The 21880-nt window shown below is 33.9% G+C and carries 21 protein-coding genes; 12 read left to right on the plus strand and 9 right to left on the minus strand.

Features of this window, described 5'->3' with window-relative positions; genetic code table 11:
• Nucleotides 1-65: 65 nt before the first annotated feature.
• Genes VP395_RS04635 through VP395_RS04650 form a run of 4 tightly spaced genes read right to left on the minus strand, consistent with a single transcriptional unit; the run spans nucleotide 66 to nucleotide 4048 of the window.
• Complete coding sequence (locus VP395_RS04635) at nucleotides 66-710, minus strand: NADH:ubiquinone reductase (Na(+)-transporting) subunit D (protein WP_346240565.1); 645 nt, start codon at nucleotides 708-710, stop codon at nucleotides 66-68.
• Between the two features lie 4 nt (nucleotides 711-714).
• Nucleotides 715-1464, minus strand: coding sequence for a Na(+)-translocating NADH-quinone reductase subunit C (locus VP395_RS04640; RefSeq protein ID WP_346240566.1), 750 nt, complete (start codon nucleotides 1462-1464; stop codon nucleotides 715-717).
• 2 nt (nucleotides 1465-1466) lie between these two features.
• The gene (locus VP395_RS04645) at nucleotides 1467-2693 is read right to left on the minus strand and encodes an NADH:ubiquinone reductase (Na(+)-transporting) subunit B (RefSeq protein ID WP_346240567.1); all 1227 of its coding nucleotides are present in this window, start codon (nucleotides 2691-2693) and stop codon (nucleotides 1467-1469) included.
• Entirely contained in the window at nucleotides 2693-4048 is a 1356-nt protein-coding gene (locus VP395_RS04650) for a Na(+)-translocating NADH-quinone reductase subunit A (protein WP_346240568.1), read from the minus strand. Before VP395_RS04650 ends, VP395_RS04645 begins: the two co-directional genes overlap by 1 nt.
• 157 nt (nucleotides 4049-4205) lie before the next feature.
• Between VP395_RS04650 and VP395_RS04655 the strand changes: the two genes are divergently transcribed.
• Together VP395_RS04655 and apaG are read left to right on the plus strand one after the other, a co-directional pair.
• On the plus strand, nucleotides 4206-5459 hold the full coding sequence (locus VP395_RS04655; RefSeq protein ID WP_346240569.1) for a type IX secretion system plug protein: 1254 nt from the start codon (nucleotides 4206-4208) through the stop codon (nucleotides 5457-5459).
• A 106-nt stretch (nucleotides 5460-5565) separates the two neighbouring features.
• The gene (gene apaG, locus VP395_RS04660; protein WP_346240570.1) at nucleotides 5566-5952 is read left to right on the plus strand and encodes a Co2+/Mg2+ efflux protein ApaG; all 387 of its coding nucleotides are present in this window, start codon (nucleotides 5566-5568) and stop codon (nucleotides 5950-5952) included.
• A 33-nt stretch (nucleotides 5953-5985) separates the two neighbouring features.
• On the opposite strand, the gene obgE is transcribed toward apaG, so the two are convergent.
• Nucleotides 5986-6984, minus strand: a complete 999-nt coding sequence (gene obgE, locus VP395_RS04665; RefSeq protein WP_346240572.1) for a GTPase ObgE — start codon at nucleotides 6982-6984, stop codon at nucleotides 5986-5988.
• Between the two features lie 92 nt (nucleotides 6985-7076).
• A complete protein-coding gene (locus VP395_RS04670; protein WP_346240573.1) occupies nucleotides 7077-8186 on the minus strand; it encodes an adenylate kinase in 1110 nt (369 codons plus the stop codon).
• Nucleotides 8187-8412: 226 nt separating this feature from the next.
• On the opposite strand from VP395_RS04670, the gene VP395_RS04675 reads away from it, so the two are divergent.
• The 3 genes from VP395_RS04675 (at nucleotide 8413) to VP395_RS04685 (ending at nucleotide 12242) form a co-directional block, all read left to right on the plus strand.
• Nucleotides 8413-9567 (plus strand): 5-(carboxyamino)imidazole ribonucleotide synthase, encoded by a 1155-nt coding sequence (locus tag VP395_RS04675; protein WP_346240574.1) that lies wholly within the window; start codon nucleotides 8413-8415, stop codon nucleotides 9565-9567.
• Between the two features lie 2 nt (nucleotides 9568-9569).
• Nucleotides 9570-10052, plus strand: coding sequence for a 5-(carboxyamino)imidazole ribonucleotide mutase (purE, locus tag VP395_RS04680; RefSeq protein ID WP_346240575.1), 483 nt, complete (start codon nucleotides 9570-9572; stop codon nucleotides 10050-10052).
• Between the two features lie 147 nt (nucleotides 10053-10199).
• On the plus strand, nucleotides 10200-12242 hold the full coding sequence (locus VP395_RS04685) for a M3 family metallopeptidase (protein WP_346240576.1): 2043 nt from the start codon (nucleotides 10200-10202) through the stop codon (nucleotides 12240-12242).
• An 11-nt stretch (nucleotides 12243-12253) separates the two neighbouring features.
• Here the strand turns inward: VP395_RS04685 and VP395_RS04690 are convergent, their stop codons facing one another.
• Together VP395_RS04690 and VP395_RS04695 are read right to left on the minus strand one after the other, a co-directional pair.
• Nucleotides 12254-12952 carry an aldo/keto reductase gene (locus VP395_RS04690; RefSeq protein WP_346240577.1) on the minus strand — a complete coding sequence of 233 codons (699 nt, stop codon included), beginning with the start codon at nucleotides 12950-12952 and terminating at the stop codon, nucleotides 12254-12256.
• Nucleotides 12924-13184: a twin-arginine translocation signal domain-containing protein gene (locus VP395_RS04695; RefSeq protein WP_346240578.1), complete on the minus strand. Its 261-nt coding sequence runs from the start codon at nucleotides 13182-13184 to the stop codon at nucleotides 12924-12926. Before VP395_RS04695 ends, VP395_RS04690 begins: the two co-directional genes overlap by 29 nt.
• Nucleotides 13185-13265: 81 nt before the next feature.
• On the opposite strand from VP395_RS04695, the gene VP395_RS04700 reads away from it, so the two are divergent.
• The 4 genes from VP395_RS04700 (at nucleotide 13266) to VP395_RS04715 (ending at nucleotide 15915) form a co-directional block, all read left to right on the plus strand.
• Entirely contained in the window at nucleotides 13266-13769 is a 504-nt protein-coding gene (locus tag VP395_RS04700; protein WP_346240579.1) for a GbsR/MarR family transcriptional regulator, read from the plus strand.
• A 391-nt stretch (nucleotides 13770-14160) separates the two neighbouring features.
• On the plus strand, nucleotides 14161-14853 hold the full coding sequence (locus tag VP395_RS04705) for a YqjF family protein (protein WP_346240580.1): 693 nt from the start codon (nucleotides 14161-14163) through the stop codon (nucleotides 14851-14853).
• 238 nt (nucleotides 14854-15091) lie between these two features.
• Complete coding sequence (locus VP395_RS04710; protein WP_346240581.1) at nucleotides 15092-15646, plus strand: sigma-70 family RNA polymerase sigma factor; 555 nt, start codon at nucleotides 15092-15094, stop codon at nucleotides 15644-15646.
• Between the two features lie 2 nt (nucleotides 15647-15648).
• On the plus strand, nucleotides 15649-15915 hold the full coding sequence (locus VP395_RS04715) for an anti-sigma factor family protein (RefSeq protein WP_346240582.1): 267 nt from the start codon (nucleotides 15649-15651) through the stop codon (nucleotides 15913-15915).
• Here VP395_RS04715 and VP395_RS04720 read toward each other — a convergent pair.
• Nucleotides 15908-16741, minus strand: coding sequence for a UbiA prenyltransferase family protein (locus VP395_RS04720; protein WP_346240583.1), 834 nt, complete (start codon nucleotides 16739-16741; stop codon nucleotides 15908-15910). The genes VP395_RS04715 and VP395_RS04720 overlap by 8 nt on opposite strands.
• Before the next feature lie 119 nt (nucleotides 16742-16860).
• Here VP395_RS04720 and gcvP point away from each other — a divergent pair, with 119 nt between their 5' ends.
• From gcvP to VP395_RS04735, 3 genes are all read left to right on the plus strand, one after another.
• Complete coding sequence (gene gcvP, locus VP395_RS04725) at nucleotides 16861-19710, plus strand: aminomethyl-transferring glycine dehydrogenase (protein ID WP_346240584.1); 2850 nt, start codon at nucleotides 16861-16863, stop codon at nucleotides 19708-19710.
• A 102-nt stretch (nucleotides 19711-19812) separates the two neighbouring features.
• The gene (locus tag VP395_RS04730) at nucleotides 19813-20871 is read left to right on the plus strand and encodes a 3-oxoacyl-ACP synthase III family protein (RefSeq protein WP_346240585.1); all 1059 of its coding nucleotides are present in this window, start codon (nucleotides 19813-19815) and stop codon (nucleotides 20869-20871) included.
• A gap of 88 nt (nucleotides 20872-20959) precedes the next feature.
• The gene (locus VP395_RS04735) at nucleotides 20960-21877 is read left to right on the plus strand and encodes an FkbM family methyltransferase (protein WP_346240586.1); all 918 of its coding nucleotides are present in this window, start codon (nucleotides 20960-20962) and stop codon (nucleotides 21875-21877) included.
• The last annotated feature ends 3 nt before the right edge of the window (nucleotides 21878-21880 follow it).

The following is a 21880-nucleotide window of genomic DNA, read 5'->3' on the forward strand; positions in this document are numbered from 1 at the left end:
AGTTTTCAGTCTCAGTCTCAGTTTACAGTGATTACTGTTTACTGAGACTGTAAACTGTGTACTGATTAGTCTTCTATTAATGCATTGTTTCTTGAACGTTGTACCCAAATAATGATTCCAACCACTATTAATGCCATTGGCGATAATAACATAAACCCGTTATTTTCGTAACCAATAGCGTATAACCCTGTTTTCTCGATTGGGTCTCCTAAAACTTTAAATCCTAATAAAGTACCAGAACCTAATAACTCTCTAAAGAAACCAACTATTATAAGAATTAAACCATATCCAGCCGCATTACCAATTCCATCTAAAAAAGAGCGCCAAGGTCCGTTCGCCAAAGCGAACGCTTCAAAACGCCCCATGATGATACAGTTTGTAATAATCAATCCTACGAATACCGATAAGGTTTTACTTAATTCGTAAGAGTAAGCTTTTAGTACTTGATCTACAATAATTACTAAAGCAGCAACCACCACTAATTGAACAATAATCCTAATTTTAGATGGGATGATATTTCTCATTAATGAAATAACCACATTTCCTATTCCCAATACCGCCATTACCGATACCGCCATTACAATTGATGCTTTTAATTGTGCTGTAATTGCCAAAGCGGAACAAATACCTAATACTTGTATAGTAATTGGGTTGTTATCTGCTAACGGATCAGTAATTAACTTCGTGTCTTTTTTTGATAAAAGTCCCATAAGATTAATTGTTTTTTAAATTATCAAAATAAGGTTTGTAAAGCTTTAAATCGCTTTTAATCATAGCAGTTACGCCATCACCTGTAATGGTTGCTCCTGCAATAGCATCTACCTCATTATCTGCTTTATTCTCGTTTTTTGGGTCGGCATTACCTTTTGCTACGGTAACACCCGCAAAATCGCCAGCTTCGGTTAACAGGTGTTCACCAATAAAGTCGTCCATAAAGAAACGTTCTTTAATGTTTGCCCCTAAACCTGGAGTTTCCCCTTTGTGGTCAAAATAAGCACCTTGAACTACCATATTCTCATCTAAAGACACATAACCCCAAATGGCATCCCAAAGTCCTTTACCATATATGGGTGTTACATAAAACGTTTTTCCGTCTTTTTCACCAACAAATAAAGGCAATCTTCTAACGCCTCCAGTTTTAGCCTTCGCTTGTTCTTTTTTAACATCAATTAAATAAGCCTCATCATCTTCGGTTACATTCTCCCCATCAATAACCAGTTGTTTTTTAATGTATTTATTGAACAATTCCGCAGCATCTTGGGTTGACACAAATACAGCACTTCCTTCTGTATTGTCATTCACTCCCATAGCATATAGAATATTTTGTTGTTTTTCTATACGTTGGTTTTCTGAAATTTGCGGTTTCAATGAAGAAGCTGTAAATGCTAATAAAGCCCCTACAATGAGTACCATTGCTATAGCAAATAGAATGGTATATGAATTTTTATCTGTTCTATTTTCCATTGTTAAGCCGTTTTTACTTTTAAACGTTTCATTCTTTTCTTCACGTTGCCTTGCACCACATAATGATCGATTGTTGGTGCAAAAACATTCATTAATAAGATAGCTAACATAACACCTTCTGGATATGCAGGGTTGAATACACGAATTAAAATAGATATGAAACCTATTAAAAACCCGTAAATCCATTTTCCTTTATTGGTTTGTGATGCTGTAACAGGATCGGTAGCCATAAATACGGTACCAAAAGCAAATCCACCAAGTATTAAATGTTCCCAAAATGGTGTACTCATCAATGCGTAAAACTTACTGCTTTCTGTAATAATACCTGTATCTACAATTTGGTTGAATATAATTCCCATTACGATAGCTCCTAATGCTGACGATAACATAATTCTCCAACTTCCTATTTTTGCAAATATTAAGAACAGACCCCCTAGGATGATTAAAAGTGTAGACGTTTCACCCACTGAACCTGGAATGAACCCCATAAACATATCCCAAGTAGAAAAAGCAGCCTCTTTCCCTTGAGCCAAACTACCTAAAACGGTTTCACCAGAAATAGCATCTAAGTTTGCACCTGCTGCAATTTCGTTGGTTCTTTCTACTGCACCTTCAACCCAAACTTTATCTCCAGACATCCAAGTTGGATATGCGAAGAATAAAAAAGCTCTAATGGTAAGTGCTGGGTTTAGAATGTTCATTCCTGTTCCTCCAAACACCTCTTTTCCTATTACTACGCCAAAGGCAACAGCTACAGCCAGCATCCAAAGTGGAATATCTACAGGCACAATAAGTGGCACTAGCATACCGGTTACAAGATACCCTTCTTCTACTTCATGCTTTTTAATGATGGCGAATAAGAATTCAATCCCTAAACCAACACCGTAAGAAACTATAACCAATGGAATTATTTTCCAGAAGCCAATTAAGAAGTTATCTAAAGTCCAAAACTCGGCACTAAAGAAACTTCCAGCTACTGTTTGAATGTCACCTACAGCTAAATTATGTTGGTAACCTGCATTAAACATTCCAAAAATCAAACATGGTACCATAGCCATGATTACGGTATTCATGGTACGTTTTAAATCGTCGGCTGCTTTTATATGAGTTCCATTATGTGTGGTCTCATTTGGTAAGTATAAAAAAGTATGAAGCGCATTGAACGCCGGAGCCATTTTAGACCCTCTATACTTTCTTTTTAAAATATGTAATCGTGTCTTTAAATTCATTACCCTATTTCTTTAAGCATTACATCTAATCCTTTTCTAATAATTTCTTGATGTGGTTGTTTAGATACACATACAAATTCAGTTAAAGCAAAATCTTCGGGTGCTACTTCGTACATCCCTAAAGATTCCATTTCATCTAAATCTTTATACATACAAGCTTTTAAAATTTGCATTGGATAAATATCTAAAGGAAATACTTCTTCGTAACCACCAGTAACAACAAAAGCACGGTGCTCACCATTTGTATTGGTATTTAAATCGTACTCTTTATTTGGTTTTAACCAAGAAAACGTAAACGCTCTAGTTGTAGAAACTTTATTAAATACAGGTTTATTCCAACCAAAAAGTTCATAATCATCACCCTCCGGAATCACTGTAATTACATTACTGTAATAATCTAAATAACCATCTGGCTTAATATGCTTGCCACTTAAAACATTTCCAGAAATAACACGTACACGTGCTTTTTGGGCAATGCCTTTATCATAAATCATAGTTGCTACTTCACTACCTATTTTAGTTGTAAAATATCTTGGTTTCTGTATTGAAGAACCTGCCAATGCCACGATACGCTCTGCATTAAACTTACCTGTTAATAGCAATTCGCCTATAATAACTAAATCTTGTGCAGCAATCGTCCACACAACTTCGCCTTTATTTACTGGGTCAATTTTATTTATTAAAGTCCCAACATTTCCTGATGGATGGGGACCAGATACTTTATGAAGATTAATACCAGACAAACCTGCTAATGGCGAGTTTGAATTTGCTCCAACCGACACATGTACTTTGCCTTCAGTAAGTTTACCAAGTGCTATTACCGCCGCTTGCAATTCAGCTTCTTTTCCTTTTAGTGTAAAATCCAAATCGGCTGCTAAAGGCGCACTTGCATAACCGGAAATAAAAATTGCTTTTGGCGATTTATCTGGGTTTGCAATCACATCGTACGGCCGTTGCTTTACAAAAGGCCAGCAACCAGAAGCCAATAAATGTGCTTTCACCTGGTTTGGTTTAGCTGCATCTACATTAAACACACCGTAATCTTGGTATGCTTGCTCTTTGTCTGCTTGTAACTTAATGGATAGGATTTTGCGCTTTTCACCACGTGCAATATCTAAAATCTCACCAGAAACTGGAGAAACAAACTTGATGTTTTCGTTAGATTTATCAAAAAAAACAGGTTCTCCTGCTTTTACTTTAGCTCCAACTTTAGAAATTAGTTTAGGGATAACGCCATGGAAATCTTCAGGCCTTAAAGTATAAAAGTTGCTTAAAACTGCCTTTTCCAAGGTTTTTTCAGCTTCACCTTTAAGTTTAATGTCTAGACCTTTTTTAATGCGAATGTCGTTTGACATATTTTTTTATATTGAAATTATTTGTCTAAAAATCGGGGCAAAAATACAAATTAAAAACACAGTTTACACAATAAATACTTAGATTTTTTTTGCAACAAATATAATATATTAGTTAGGCATAAAATTTGTTTATATTTACAAAAAAACAACTGCTAAAATGCCTTTATTAAAGTATAAACCTTTCCTTCTTTTATTTCTAATTTCCATAGCGTCCTTTTGTCAAATTAAGGAAATTAACCCTCCAAGTTATATAAAAACCATTAATTTTAAAGGTAATACACCCGAAACACAATTACCTATTTTAAAACTAGGTGAATATGTTATTTTAGAATTTGACGCGCTTAACGGAAATGAAGCTGATTACTACTATAAAATCGACCATTACAACTACGATTGGACACCTTCGGTTTTAATGAAATCTGAATTTATGGATGGTTTCGATAATCAACGCATCCGTAATTATGAAAACTCATTCAACACTTATCAAATATATTCGCATTACCAGCTTACCATTCCAAACGAGCAAACCCGTCGCTTAAAAGTTTCAGGAAATTACCTTTTGAGCGTTTTTAACAACGACGATGAAATTGTATTTTCAAGAAAATTTATGATTTATGAAGACCAAGCTGCTGTTGGGGTTGCCATAAAACGCTCACGCGATGTTCAATTTATAGAAGAAAAACAACGTATTGAAATTGTTGTTACTTCCAACAACACCCCATTAAACAACCCAACCCAAACCGTAAAAGCACTTATTGTACAAAACAACAATTTAAACACCGCTATTTCAAACCTAAAACCACAATACACCCTTGGCAATCAACTTATTTATAAATATGATACCGAAACCAGTTTTTTAGGCGGCAACGAATATTTATTTTTTGAAAACAAAGATGTGCGTGCTGCCAATACGGGAATTAGGGCCATCGATTTGCAAGACCTCTATCACAACTATTTATTCACAAATGTAGAACGCGCCAGTAAACCCTACACCTACAACCCCGATATTAACGGTAATTATGTAATAACCGTGTTAGATGCCGAAAACCCTAGTATTGAAGCTGATTATGTCTGGATGCATTTTTCGTTAGTACCAACCGAAACACTTAAAAACAAGAACATATATGTATACGGAAACTTCAACAATTATGTTATTGATGAGAGCACCAAATTAATATACGACGAACAAACCCAATTATTTAGAAACTCTATACTACTAAAACAAGGTTTTTACAATTACAAGTATGTGGTAGTAAATAAAAATGGGCGTTTAGATGAAGGCGCTATAAGTGGCAACTTTTATCAAACCGAGAACAACTATAAAGTGATTGTATATTATAGAGATTTAGGCGCACGTTACGATAAAATTATAGGTATAGGTGAAGGCAGCTCGGTTAATATCTCGAATTAAACATACCGTTTAACTAATATTTCAATCAAACACGTTAAAATTTGCCAATTACCCCTTAAAATTTAGTATTTTAGCGGCATAAACACAGCGAACATCCATACTTAACATGGTTCAACAAGTTACAAGAGGCATAAAAATTTCGGTGGAAACCACCTACGAAGGCTCATTTTATAAAAACTATAAAATACAGTACGCCTTTGGTTATACCGTAACTATTGAAAACCAAAGTAAAGATTCCGTACAACTTAATGCGCGCCACTGGGAAATTCTAGACGCCTTAAACAATGTTGAAACCGTTTCCGGGGAAGGTGTAATAGGCAAAAAACCCGTTTTAAAACCGGGTGAATCGCACACCTATACCTCTGGCTGTTTATTAACCTCGCCATTTGGCGCTATGCAAGGGCATTATAGCATGGTAAACTTCACCACCACAAAAAACTTTAAAGTAACTATTCCTACGTTTAAATTAAGTGCACCATTTGCTATCAATTAGCTCCAGCAATTTAAAACATTTAGATATTAAAAATTAATTATTAAGCATTTTCCAAAGTTTATCTTTTAACTCTGTGATGCCTTGTTGAGCTACCGATGAAATAAACAAATATGGAATTGGCAGCTCGTTATCTAGCAGCTCTTTTAATTCAGCTTTTAACTCATCGTCCAACATATCGCATTTTGAAATGGCAATAATACGGTCTTTATCCAGCATTTCCGGGTTGTAACGACGAAGCTCGTCTAACAAAATATCGTATTGCTTTCTAATATCGGGTGCGTCGGCAGGAATCAAAAATAACAGAATAGAATTACGCTCTATGTGACGCAAAAAGTAATGTCCGAGTCCACGTCCTTCGGCAGCGCCTTCAATAATTCCAGGAATATCAGCCATCACAAAGGTTTGAAAATCACGATATTTCACAATCCCTAAATTAGGTTTAAGTGTTGTAAACTCGTAATCGGCTATTTTTGGTTTTGCAGAAGTTACCACAGATAAGAGGGTCGATTTTCCTGCATTGGGAAACCCTACAAGTCCCACATCTGCAAGTACTTTTAACTCTAAAGTAATATTTTTTTCTTCTAGTGGAATACCTGGTTGTGAATAACGAGGTGTTTGATTGGTAGCTGTTCTAAAATGCCAGTTACCTAAACCTCCTTTACCACCTTCGGCTATAATTTTTTCTTCACCATCTTCAGTGATTTCAAAAATAATATCGTTTGTTTCGGTATCGCGAACTACTGTTCCTAAAGGCACATCTACATACTCATCGACACCATCGGCACCAAAACTTCTACTTTTACCCCCACTCTCACCATGACCAGCACGAATATGCTTTTTGAATTTTAAGTGAAGTAATGTCCAGAGATTTGAATTTCCTCGAAGAATAACATGGCCACCGCGACCACCATCGCCCCCATCGGGACCTCCTTTTTCAATAAATTTTTCACGATGCAAATGCGACGACCCTTTACCTCCGTTACCAGAGCTAACAAACATTTTTACGTAATCAACGAAGTTGCCTTCTGTCATTTTTTTGTTTATTTATTTTTTGTTAAGATGTTTAGTTGTATCGTTAACATCTAGAAATAGTTTCTAAACAGATAAACGAATAAACGCATCAACTAAAGACTATCTATCACGCTACTTAAACGCACTGTAATATCTTCAATACTACCTACGCCATCAACTCCGAAATATTTATTTTGAGCCGAATAGTAATCTTTTAAAATAGCTGTTTTATCATAATACTCTTTAATTCTATTGCGAATGATAGATTCATCTGCATCATCGGCTCGTCCACTGGTTTTTCCTCTTCCAATTAGACGCTCAACTAAAATCTCGTCATCAACTTCCAATGCAACCATCGCATTAATTGAAGAATCTTTACTTTCTAGCAGCTTATCTAAAGCTTCAGCTTGTGCATTAGTACGCGGAAATCCATCAAAAATAAAACCATTTGCTGAAGCATTTTTTTCAACTTCAGCATTTAACATATCAATAGTTACCTGATCAGGAACCAATGCGCCTTTATCCATGTACGATTTAGCCAACATTCCCAATGCAGTTTCGTTTTTAATATTAAATCGAAATACATCGCCTGTAGAGATGTGTACCAAATTATATTTTGTTTTTAAAAATTCGGCTTGCGTGCCTTTCCCTGCTCCTGGAGGTCCAAATAGTACTAAATTTGTCATGAATTGTGTTTCTTTTATTTGATAGACTTCTGGTATGTTCCGTCCTAAACCATTATAGTCTAAGCCATAGCCTACTATAAATTTGTTCGGAATTTCTATACCTATATAATGTAGTTTATAATCTTTTTTATAAGCTTCGGGTTTGTAAAACAGTGTCGCAATTTTTAATGATTTCACTTCTTCATTTTTAAAAATGCGGTGCACTTCCGCCAAGGTTTTTCCTGTGTCAATAATATCTTCTAAAATAACTACCGTACGTCCTGTTAAATCTTGGGTCAAACCAATTAAACGTTGAATGTCTTCGGAAGATTTTACACCTTCATAAGATGCCAATTTAATAAATGTTACCTCGCATGGTTTTGGATACTTTTTTACAAAATCGCTCACTACCATAAACGAGCCATTTAAAATCCCAACAAACACCGGAATTTCGTCTCCAATATCGTTTGCTATGTCGTTAGCCATACGCTGCATAGCCGCATCTATTTCTTTAGCCGAAATAAATGGTTTAAAATATCTGTCGTTTAGCTTTATCACAATTCGTTATTTTTGAAAGGGGCAAAGATAATCAATAGATTGCCGATTTACGATTTTTGATTTACGAATTCGAGACTAATTTAAGATTTAAGTGTATTTTTGCCTAACATTAATCGATTTTCTGAATAAAAACACATGAACCGAGCTACGATAACAAAATTATTTCAACATGGAATAATTTTGTGGCGAACACATGTGACCTTTTAAAAACAATAGAAACAAACGCATGAACTACTTTTCTTCAAATTTTAAACTCGGTATTCTTGGTGGTGGCCAATTAGGTAAAATGTTACTTAATGACACCCGAAAATTTGATATTTACACCTGTGTGTTAGATGCCAGTAAAGAAGCTCCTTGTAAAATTGCCAGTAATGAATTTCATTTAGGTGATTTGATGGATTACGATGCTGTTTATAATTTCGGAAAACAAGTTGACGTACTTACCTTTGAAATTGAAAATGTGAATGTAGATGCTTTAGAAGCACTTGAAAAAGAGGGAAAAAAGGTATATCCATCATCTAAAACATTACGAACCATTCAAAATAAAGCGACACAAAAGTTGTTTTATGTTGACCATAATTTACCAACAGCCCCATTTTCTCGGTTTGCATACCTTTCTGAAATTGAAGACGCCATAAATAATGGTGGTTTGGAATTCCCTTTTGTTTGGAAAGCAACACAGTTTGGTTACGATGGAAATGGCGTAAAAGTGGTTAGAAAACTTTCAGATTTGGAAGATTTACCAAAAGGAGAATGTATTGCAGAAAATTTAGTGCCATTTAAAAATGAATTAGCGGTTATTGTAGCTCGAAATGCATCGGGCGAAACTAAAACATTTCCTGTTGTAGAAATGGAATTTCACCCTGAAGCCAACCAAGTGGAATATGTTATTTGTCCAGCTAGAATTCCAGATGCTGTTGCTAAAAAAGCAACAGACGTTGCCTTAAAAACATCAGAAGCATATAACCATGTTGGTTTATTGGCTGTTGAAATGTTTCAAACTGAAAACGATGATATTTTAATAAATGAAGTAGCTCCAAGACCACATAATTCTGGACATCAAACAATTGAAGCGAGCTACACATCCCAATTTGAACAACATTTAAGAGCCATATTAAATTTACCTTTAGGAAGGACCGATAGTAAAGTGGGTGGCGTCATGGTAAATTTAGTAGGTGCTGAAGGTTTTTCTGGAAATGTTATTTATGAAAACATTAAAGACATCATGAAACTTGATGGTGTAACACCTCACATTTACGGTAAAAAGCAAACTAGACCATTTAGAAAAATGGGACACGTAACCATTGTAAATGAAGATTTAAATGAAGCACGACGCGTTGCTGAAGAAGTTAAAAAAACGATTAAAGTTATAAGTGAATAATTATGAATAAAGTAGGAGTTATTATGGGAAGCAAAAGCGATTTGCCAGTAATGCAAGACGCTATTGATATTTTAAGAGATTTTAATATTGAGGTTGAAGTTGATATTGTTTCGGCACACCGTACCCCAGAAAAACTATTCGATTATGGTAAACACGCACATACCAAAGGTTTTGCGGTTATTATTGCTGGTGCTGGTGGTGCAGCACATTTACCAGGTATGATCGCTTCATTATCACCACTTCCAGTAATTGGAGTACCTGTAAAAAGCAGCAATTCTATTGATGGTTGGGATTCGGTTTTATCCATTCTACAAATGCCTGGAGGTGTACCAGTAGCAACTGTAGCCTTAAACGGCGCAAAAAACGCTGGTATATTGGCAGCTCAAATTATTGGCTCTAACAATCCTTCTGTACTTGAAAAAATTATCGACTATAAAGAATCTTTAAAACAAAAAGTTCACGAATCAGCCAAAGATTTAAAATAAAAAAAAACCTCGAGGGGAATCTCGAGGTTTTCTAGCTATTAAGAATAATTTTATGAGTTAGTCACTCTTCAAATTCTGCGACAAAAATATAAAAATTTTTATTATGTATGCATAATAAAAATTTATTTTTAAAACATCTACTATAAAATGACATCAAATATCTTAATAAAACCATTCAAAACTCCTTATAACTCTGCTCCTTTTTCAAAAATTAAAAATGAACATTTTCTTCCTGCATTTAAACAATGTATTGAAGAAGCTAAAGCAGAAATTGACACTATTGTTAATAATACAGAGGAACCTACGTTTAAAAACACCATTGAAGCTTTAGAATTTTCAGGTGAGCAGTTAGATAGAGTTTCTAGTATCTTTTTTAATTTGAATTCTGCCGAAACCAATGATACCATTCAAAAAATAGCACAGGAAGTATCACCATTATTATCAGAATTCAGCAATGATATAACATTAAACGAATCCCTTTTCAAACGTATAAAAGCAGTTTACAATTCTAAAAGCAGTTTAAATTTAACAACAGAGCAAAAAACACTTCTTGACAAAAAATACAAAAGTTTTTCAAGAAACGGTGCCAATTTACCTGATGATAAAAAAGAAAAACTTCGCGAAATAGATAAAGAATTAAGCAAGCTAAAACTAAAATTTGGGGAAAACATATTAGCAGAAACCAACAAGTTCGAAATGCTAATTACGGATGAAGCTGAATTATCAGGTTTACCAGAAGGTGCTATGGAAGCCGCAAAACAATTAGCAGAATCTAAAGACCAAGAAGGTTGGTTATTCACTTTAGATTACCCGAGCTATATTCCGTTTGTTACTTATGCAGACAACAGAGAACTTCGAAAAAAAATAACACTTGCGGCAGGAAGTAAAGGGTTTAATAATGATGCTTTAGACAACCAAGATATTGTTCTAAAAATAGCAAAATTAAGGTTTGAACGCTCCAATTTATTAGGCTACAAAACCCATGCACATTTTGTTTTAGAAGAACGTATGGCTAAAACGCCAGATAAAGTGGAAAGCTTTTTAAATGAATTACTTGAAAAAGCAAAACCTGCTGCCGACGGCGAATTTAAAAACCTTCAAAATTTTGCAAAAGAATTAGATGGTATCGAACAACTTGAAAAATGGGATGGTTCTTATTATTCTGAAAAATTAAAGCAAAAATTATTCAATCTTGATGATGAGTTGTTGAAACCTTATTTCAAATTAGAAAACGTCATAGATGGTGCTTTTACCATTGCGAATAAATTATTCGATTTAAACTTTGAAGAAATAAATGATATTGACAAATACCACGAAGATGTTTTAACTTACAAAGTAACAAATAGCGATGGCGATTTCATCTCTAGTTTTTATGCCGATTTCTTCCCAAGATCAGGGAAACGCAATGGTGCGTGGATGACATCATACAAACCGCAATCTATGAAAAATGGCGTAAACGACAGACCGCATATATCTATAGTTTGCAACTTTACAAAACCAACAAAAAGCAAACCATCCCTTTTAACTTTTAATGAAGTAACAACTTTATTCCACGAGTTTGGGCATGCTTTACACGGCATGTTAGCCAACACCACCTACCCTAGTTTATCGGGAACTTCCGTGTTTTGGGATTTTGTGGAATTGCCAAGTCAGGTTATGGAAAACTGGTGTTACGAAAAAGAAGCTTTGGAGTTATTCGCCAAACATTACCAAACAGGTGAAGTAATCCCAATGGATTTGGTTGAAAAAATTAAAGAATCAGCTACATTTCATCAAGGGATGCAAACGTTGCGTCAAATCAGTTTTGGTTTGTTAGATATGAGTTGGCACGCTGGCGAGTCGCCAGAGACAATTAAAAATGTAAAAGCGCACGAAGTTGAAGCATTTAAAAACACCACATTATATCCTGAAGTTGCAGAAAATTGTATGAGCACCTCGTTTTCGCACATCTTTCAAGGCGGCTATTCTTCTGGTTATTACAGTTATAAATGGGCCGAAGTTTTAGATGCCGATGCTTTTGAATACTTTAAAGAAACAGGTATTTTCAATAAAGAAACCGCTACTAAATTTAAAAACAACGTGCTTTCACTGGGTGGAACGGAAGACCCTATGGTGCTTTATAAGCGCTTTAGAGGAAAAGAACCTCAACCTGAAGCTTTATTGAGACGTGCGGGGTTATTGAGGAAATAAACTCTCGTTGTTTATAGGTTTTTAATGTAATTATACATGATCTCTCTTGTTTTAGTATCAGGCATTTTTCCATAACCAGCCATCATATTATCAATCATATGGTGAGGTTTCGATGTGCCTGGAATGACACAAGTAACCAATTCATTGGACAATATGAACTTTAAAAAATAGTGTCCCCAACTGTTTATATCATAATCTTTTGCCCATTCGGGTAATGGTTTTCCTTTTACACTTCTAAATAAATTACCACTTTCAAAAGGCCTATTAATTAAAACTGCTGTTTCATTTTTTCTAATCACTTCAAACAATGACTTTTCTGCATTACGAGATAATATGGAGTAATTAAATTGTACAAAGTCTGGTTTTTCACTTTGAATTACTTTTTCAAGTTCAGCATGAGATGAATCAGTATAATGCGTAATACCCCAATATTTAATTTTACCTATTTCCTTCCAATCTCTAAGCGTTTTAACATGTGTTTTATAGTCAACTAAATTATGAATTTGCATTAAATCCATTTTCTCTCTTCGCATTAACTTAAATGAGGTTTCCATTTGGTTAATTCCAGCTTCTTTTCCACTTGTCCAAACCTTAGTTGCATAAAAAAAGTTGTCTTCAAAATCTTGATTATGGGTCAAATCACCAACAACACGTTCAGAACTCCCATACATTGGTGAAGTATCAATAACCTGCCCTCCTAATTTGTTCATTTCCAACAAAACCTTTGAGAGCATTTTCCCTTTTAGGTTCCGAATTACCTACATCAAAAGTTTGCCATGTACCTAAACCAATTACCTGCAATAACTGATTAGACGAAGGAATCTTTCTTAGTAACATTTTGTCTTTAAAATTAAATGATGATAATAATGGTGTTAAAACTAACCCTAATCCAGCAAGGCTAGATAGCTTTAAAACATCTCGTCTGTTATATTCTTTATCCATATTCTAAAGATAATTAAAATAGCGAATAAAATAAACTTTCAATAATTATTGAAAGTTTAAAAATTATTATATATTTGTACTATGAATTACGAAGAAGCAAAAATAAAGTTTATAAGTACTTGGGGAAGTTTAGGTACACTTTGGGGTATTAACAAAGCCATGGCTCAAATTCAAGCGCTTTTATTTATCTCAACTAAACCGTTGTCGATGGAAGAAATTATGGAGGAGCTTCAAATTTCCCGTGGAAATACTAGTATGAACTTACGACAGCTAATGGATTGGGGCATTGTAACCAAAGAACTTATTCCCGGTGAACGCAAAGAATATTTTACTACTGAAAAAGATGTACAAGAATTAGCCAGAATTGTTGCCAAGGAACGTAGCCGAAGAGAAATTAAACCCGTAATAAAAGTATTAAACGATGTGTCTTCTATTGAAGATGATGGCACCGAAAAAACAAAAGAATTAATAAAACAAACAAAAGCGCTACACGATTTAACTGAAACCGCAGATGCTATGATAAACAAACTTGTAAACCAACAACAAAACTGGATTACAAAATCATTGTTAAAATTATTCACTTAAAAAATTTAAATTATACTTTCAGTAATTTCTGAAACTTTTAAAATTAATAAAAATGAAATATCTGTATATAACTAACAAATGGATTGTAATAATAAATGCTTTTCTTTTCATCATACCATATTTGGTTTAATGTTCTTAATTGTTTTAGGCACAATACAATTAATGATGTACTTAATTATTGCGGCTAACTACAACAATTTAGACAAAAGTGGTAAAACTCAATTTATAATATATTCCTTTTTTACTTCATTAGTTATAATTCTTACACTAATCTCTTTTAATAACAAATTATATTTTAATGGTATTATTTACATAACGGTTTTAATCACCTCTATACTATTAGCCTTTCTTCATTTAAACATTACTTATTTATTATTTAAACAATATAATCATGAAACCAACTAATGTATTTATGACAGGTGATTGGAGGGATTTAATCATGACTACTTTTGAAATAGACAAACACATTTTAGAATCTTATTTACCACAGGATACCGAAATAGATTTATACAATAATAAAGTCTTATTAAGTATGGTTGCTTTTACATTTTCAAAAGTTAAGTTTTTCGGTTTTAGAGTGCCATTTCATCAAAATTTTGGACAAATAAATTTTAGGTTTTATGTGAAATCTAAAATTAACGGTACAAAAGGCGTTGTTTTTATAAAAGAATTTGCTCCAAAACCACTCATTACTTTAGTAGCGAACTTAGTATATAACGAACCGTACTTTAACAAAAACATTACTTACAATAAATTCACAAAAGACAATACTATTTCTTTGGAGTACAATTACAATGACGCAAAAACAACGGCTAAAGGCAGTTTAGCAACTAATGAGTTACGAAAAAACACTTTAGAACACTTTGTTGTTGATAGGTATATCGCATTCATAAAAAATAAAAAGAACGATACTTTACAGTATAAAATATTCCATAAGCCTTGGGAACTTTATAATTTAGAAACTTCAAATTTCGACAAAGAACTACTTAATCTGTTACCAAAAACTTTTAAAAACTTAAAACATGTTTCAACTTGCTTTGTTGATGGTTCTTCGGTTGAAGTTGAAAAAGGATTGTTGCAATAAGCAAATCTTATAGTTGCCAATTATATTTGAAGTTAGGGTTTTGCGTTAGCGATTGCAGTGAAAAGCCCACAGTAAGGTACGAACGAGGACTTGCAACGAAAAGTGCGACCCTTGTGGTAACGCCCAAAAAACAATATAAAACAGAATCGGATTTTTACTTATTAGGATGAATTGACTAAGAATCAAATTTATTCATTTTTTTCCCCTATTTTTGAAAAAAAGAAAAAATTGCTCTACCATGTCTAACCATGAAATTAATCCAAATAAATGGATCGATTTATATTCCGATTACCTATTTAACTACACCGTTACGCGTGTGAGCGATAGGGACATTGCGCAAGATTTGGTGCAGGACACTTTTTTGGCGGCATTAAAATCGATGAAAAACTTTAAAGGAGAAGCTAGTGAACGTACATGGCTAATCTCCATTTTGAAACGGAAAATTATTGACCATTACCGTAAAATAAATTCAAATAAAGGAAAAGCTGAAGTGCGTATTACTTATAATGATGATAGCGAATCTGAAGGTGATTGGTTGGAAGAACGTGTAGCAGACCCGTTTGATAAAACAGCGGAAGACACCATGCAAAACGAAGAACTTGGTGATGCCATTTTTAACTGTTTAAGAAAATTACCAGAAAAACAAGCTGAAGTTTTTAGGATGAAAACCATTGAAGGTTACGAAACCGAAGTTATTTGTAATGAACTGAATATTACAGCGTCTAATCTTTGGGTGATTATACATAGAGCCCGAACCGCTATGGCTGAATGTTTAAAAGAAAATTGGTTTTAATAATGAGTGATAAAATTAAACTGATGTTGAAATGTAATGAAGCAAATCATGTTTGCGATAAATCTCAGTATAAAAATGCTTCTTTATGGGAAAAAATAAAATTAAATCTTCATTTAATTTATTGTAGGGCTTGCAGAAAATACACAAAAAACAATGCGAAACTTACCAATACCATTAAAAAAGCAGATGTGAAGTGTCTAGACAAAAAATGTAAAGAAAAGATGAAAAAAGAATTGGACAAGGCCATTAAAGAAACTCCTATTAACTAAACCAAAGTTGTAATAACAACCATAAAATAGGTAAGCCTTCCACCCAAAACGAACTGTAATACTTCCCCTGTTCCTTTACAGAACACATCACAAATAAACTTGTTACAACACTTATTAATGCTGCAACCAACAAATTTCCTGTAGTAACTTCAAATTTAAAAAACTCCAAAAAGAAAAAAAACACTAACAATACCACTCCTATTATTTTAGTTTGCTTTACCCCTATTTTTTGTGGTATGGTAGCCAATTTCAAACTATCATACATTAAATCTCGAATTTCAAATGGCAACATTAAAACTACAATAAAAACAAACCGCTGAATTCCTGTAATTACAACACCCGCATTTACTGCGTACCCGTTATTTATTATTGGAATAAAAACCGTAACACCTGCCCAAACCAATGCAATAAGGTAAACCTTTACCCCTCCAACATTTCTTAAATTATTTTTACTGTCCAAAAACAAATGTTTCGGCAAAAACGGTATGGCATAAAAAAAAGTCACCAACCCCAAACCTACAATAAAAACCATGGTATTCATTGGTAAATGCAATGCATAATGACACATAAAAATGAAGCATAAAAATGAAAATATTTGAATGGTTTTTAGCCAATTTGCTAAGCTTCTGTGATGAAATTTTGCTATTCCAAAATACTTAACAAAATTATAGCCCGAAATAGAAGCAAAAAACACAAAAAACAACAGAGATTCGTCATACGGTATACCATATTCCAAAAGTGTTATACATGTTAACGAAAGCACCGATAAAGCCACATGAATACTACTGTTTATGTAAAAACTGAAAAGTTGTTTTAATACTTTCATACAGCAAAAATAAACAAACTGTTAACAACACTTTCAAATGGTTAAAAACTTTCCATTTAATGCAATAAAACACATGTATTATTACGTATTTTTGCGAATTATATAAACAATCATAATTAATGAACACAAACGCTTTTGCATTGCGTCATATCGGCCCTAGAGAAGACGACCAAAAACTTATGTTGAAAACCATTGGTGTAGATTCTTTAGACCAATTAATTTACGAAACCATTCCAGACGATATCCGTTTAAAAAACGGCTTAAATTTAGATGAACCAATGACAGAATATGAATATTTACTTCATATCCATGAATTATCTAAACTTAACAAAGCTTATAAAACATATATAGGTTTAGGGTATCACCCTACTGTAATGCCTGCGGTTATTCAAAGAAATATTCTTGAAAACCCAGGTTGGTACACCGCCTACACGCCTTATCAAGCAGAAATTGCTCAAGGACGTTTGGAAGCGCTTTTAAATTACCAAACCATGGTAATGGACCTTACAGGAATGGAAATTGCCAATGCTTCACTTCTTGATGAAAGTACTGCTGCAGCAGAAGCCATGAGTTTGTTATTTGCAGTTCGCGAACGCGATCAAAAGAAAAACAACGTTAACAAGTTTTTTGTTTCTGAAAACATACTGCCACAAACACTATCATTACTTCAAACTAGAGCAACACCTATTGGCATTGAATTAGTTGTTGGCAACGAAGAATCTTTTAATTTTTCTTCTGAATTTTTTGGTGCTATTTTACAATATCCAGGAAAGGATGGTCAAGTAACCAACATCAAAACATTCATAAGCAATGCCAACAATGCTCAAATTAAAGTAGCAGTAGCTGCCGATATTTTAAGTTTAGTTAAGCTAGAGTCTCCGGGGAAATTTGGAGCTGATGTAGTGGTTGGCACAACGCAACGTTTTGGAATCCCTATGGGGTATGGAGGTCCTCATGCTGCCTATTTTGCAACAAAAGAGGCTTATAAACGTGATATTCCAGGACGAATTATTGGTGTTACCAAAGATACTGATGGCAATAGAGCTTTACGTATGGCATTACAAACGCGCGAACAACATATTAAACGCGATAAAGCAACGTCAAACATCTGTACTGCTCAAGTTTTATTAGCAGTTATGGCAAGTATGTATGCGGTGTATCATGGCCCTAAAGGTCTGAAATTCATAGCCAACAAAGTACACAATACAGCATCAACACTGGCGGAGGTTTTAAAAACATTAGGATACAATCAAATAAATACTGTTTTTTTTGATACACTTCAAATAAAAACCGATTCTAAAAAATTAAAAAAAATTGCCAAGGAGAAAAAAGTAAACTTATACTATCCTGATAAGGAAACTGTTACTATTTCTATAAATGAAACCACTTGTGTTAGAGATGTTAATTATTTAATTTCAGTTTTTGCTGAAGCCGCCGAAAAAGAAACTATCGTTGTTTCTTCAATTTCTGAAGGAAATAATATTTCAAAAGAACTAAAACGACAATCTAATTTCTTAACTCTTGATGTATTTAACAAATATCATTCTGAAACAGAATTAATGCGTTATATAAAATCATTAGAGCGCAAGGATTTAGCATTAAATCACTCTATGATTTCTTTGGGTTCTTGTACCATGAAACTTAATGCTGCTTCAGAAATGTTACCATTAAGTATTTTTAAATGGGCAAATATTCACCCGTTTGTACCTAATAAACAAGCGCAAGGCTATTTAACCGTTTTAAAAGAATTAGAAAATCAATTAACCGAAATTACTGGTTTTGCAGCCACTTCATTACAACCAAATTCTGGTGCACAAGGTGAGTATGCAGGTTTAATGGTTATTAAAGCCTACCATGAATCACTTAACCAAGCACATAGAAACATTTGCTTAATCCCTTCATCTGCACACGGAACCAATCCTGCAACAGCAGTAATGGCAGGAATGAAAGTGATTGTAACCAAATCGACAGCAGAAGGCAATATCGATGTTGACGATTTACGTGAAAAAGCCATTTTTCACAAAGATAATTTATCGTGTTTAATGGTTACCTACCCTTCTACACATGGAGTGTACGAATCGGCTATTAAAGAAATCACCAAAATTATCCACGATAATGGCGGTCAGGTATATATGGATGGCGCTAATATGAATGCCCAAGTAGGATTAACAAATCCTGGAAATATTGGTGCCGATGTCTGTCATTTAAATTTACATAAAACTTTTGCTATCCCTCATGGTGGTGGTGGCCCTGGTGTTGGTCCTATTTGTGTTGCTAAACAATTAGTACCGTTCCTACCAGGAAACCCTGTTAAAAAAGTGGGTGGAGAAAAAGCCATTACAGCTATTTCAGCAGCGCCTTATGGTTCTGCGCTGGCTTGCTTAATTTCTTATGGCTATATTAAAATGCTAGGCGCTGAAGGTTTGACAGAATCTACCAAAATTGCCATTTTAAATGCTAATTATATCAAGCACCGTTTGCAAGGCAGTTTTGATACACTTTATTCTGGCGAGCGCGGACGTGCAGCACACGAGATGATTGTAGATTGTCGACCTTTTAAAGCCAATGGTATTGAAGTTACAGATATTGCAAAGCGTTTAATGGACTACGGATTTCATGCGCCAACGGTATCGTTTCCGGTTGCAGGAACGCTGATGATTGAACCAACTGAAAGCGAAAGTAAAGCGGAAATTGACCGTTTTTGTGATGCCATGATCTCCATCAAAAAAGAAATCGACCAAGCTTCTAAAGACGATGACAATAATGTTTTAAAAAACGCACCACATACTTTAGAAATGGTAACGTCTAATGAATGGTATTTTCCATATTCACGTGAAGAAGCTGCGTTTCCTCTAGACTATGTTAGAGACAACAAATTCTGGCCAAGTGTAAGACGTGTTGATGATGCCTATGGCGATAGAAATTTAATATGTTCTTGCGCTCCTATTGAAGCGTATGCCGATGCCTAAAATACATCGTTGAACATCGTAAATTACAATAAAAAAGAATTTGCCTTTTATTAAAACCTTGTACCTTGTACGGGTAAACTAAAAAAGGCAAATTTTCTTTTTATGAACATTAAAATTACAGGTACCGGTAGCTACATACCAGACACCATTGAAAAAAACGACGCTTTTCACAAACATACATTTTTAAACAACGATGGCTCAATAATTAACTACCCTAACGACGTTATTATTGAAAAATTTCAAGCCATTACTGGTATTGCAGAAAGGCGATATGCCAAAGAACATTTAAACTCTTCCGATTTAGGTTTTTTTGCAGCCGAAAGAGCTATTACTGATGCTGAAATAGACCCAGAAACCATCGATTATATTATTGTAGCGCATAATTTTGGCGATGTTAAACATAACACCATTCAAAGTGATATGCTACCCAGTTTAGCCGTAAGAATAAAGCATAGTTTGCGTATTAAAAACCCCAAATGTGTCGCTTATGACATTCTTTTTGGTTGTCCTGGCTGGATTGAGGGCGTTATTCAAGCAAAAGCATTTATTCAATCGGGTATGGCTAAACGCTGTTTGGTAATCGGCACGGAAACCCTTTCAAGAGTTGTAGATAAACATGATAGAGATGCTATGATTTTTTCTGATGGTGCCGGCGCCACCATCATTGAAGCAACCGAAGAAGAAGGTGGTATTTTAGCGCACGAAACAGCTAGTTTCACTTACGAGGAAGCTTATTATTTATACTTTGGAAACTCCAACAATCAAAACCTTTCTAAAGACACACGCTACATAAAAATGGACGGTCGTAAAATTTACGAATTCGCCCTAGTTCATGTTCCTCAAGCCATAAAAACATGTATAGATAATAGTGGTGTTCACATTAAAGACATAAAAAAGATTTTTATCCATCAAGCCAATGAGAAGATGGATGAGGCTATTTTAAAACGTTTATACCGACTTTACAGAACGGAAATTCCTGAAGATATCATGCCCATGAGTATCCAGACTCTAGGTAATAGTTCTGTTGCAACCGTACCAACGCTTCTAGATTTAGTTAGAAACAATAAACTAGAAAACCACAATCTTACAAAGGGAGATATTATTGTGTTTGCAAGTGTGGGTGCAGGTATGCATATTAATGCTTTTGCTTATAAATATTAGAGTTGCTTTTTTAAATCTCACTTATTCTTTTCAACATTTATTAAGATTTAAATCACTACATATTTGAGATTTATTTTCAATTGAAATTATGACAATAGTACAATACATTTATAAAATAATTTATCAACAGCATATAAACTATCTTCTACGAAACTTAAATTATATTCTAAAAAATATTTTATTCAACAAAATTAAAATCCCTCCTTCTGGAATAATTGATATAAAAACTGATTCAGGAAAAATAAAGCTCGCTACAAATCAAACCAGTTATCTTACACAATTACTTTACTGGAATGGTTACAAAAATTTTGAATACTCAGAAATTTTCGAAAACCTTTCTAAAAATAAAAGCATAGATACTTTTTTAGATATTGGCTCCAATATTGGCTACTACTCACTAATTGCCTGTAAATCAAACCAAAAAATAAAAGCTTATGCCTTTGAGCCAGCTATTGGACCTAAACATTATTTACAAAAGAATATCATTTTAAATAATCTAGAAGAAAACATAATACCTATTGATTTAGCATTAAGCGATACAACTGGACTTATTGATTTTTATGAAGTTGAAAGTTTAAAATATAAAAAGTTAAAATATAATTTAGCTGGAGAAGGTAATGCTGGCACTAAAACAACTTCTAGAAATTTTATAAAAAACACTGTAAAAGCAACAACATTAGCAAAGTTTGTAGAAACAGAGAAAATTAATAAAATTGATTTAATTAAAATTGATACTGAGGGTACTGAAATTGATATTTTAAACTCTGGAATAGAGGTTATCAAAGCGTTCGAGCCTATTGTAATATGCGAAACATTATTTAATACTATAGAAAATGAATTGGATGATTTTTTTAATGAATTAGATTTTGATTTTTTCAATCACACAGCTAACGGCTTAGAAAAAGTTTCGAGCATAAAAAGGGAAACGGATAATGGGGTGAGGAATTGTTTTTTTGTACCAAAATCAAAATTACACTTAATACAAAATTTCATCCATAAGTATTAAATT

It is taken from the genome of Mariniflexile soesokkakense (genome assembly GCF_039650365.1).
GTDB classification, from domain to species: Bacteria; Bacteroidota; Bacteroidia; order Flavobacteriales; family Flavobacteriaceae; genus Mariniflexile; species Mariniflexile soesokkakense.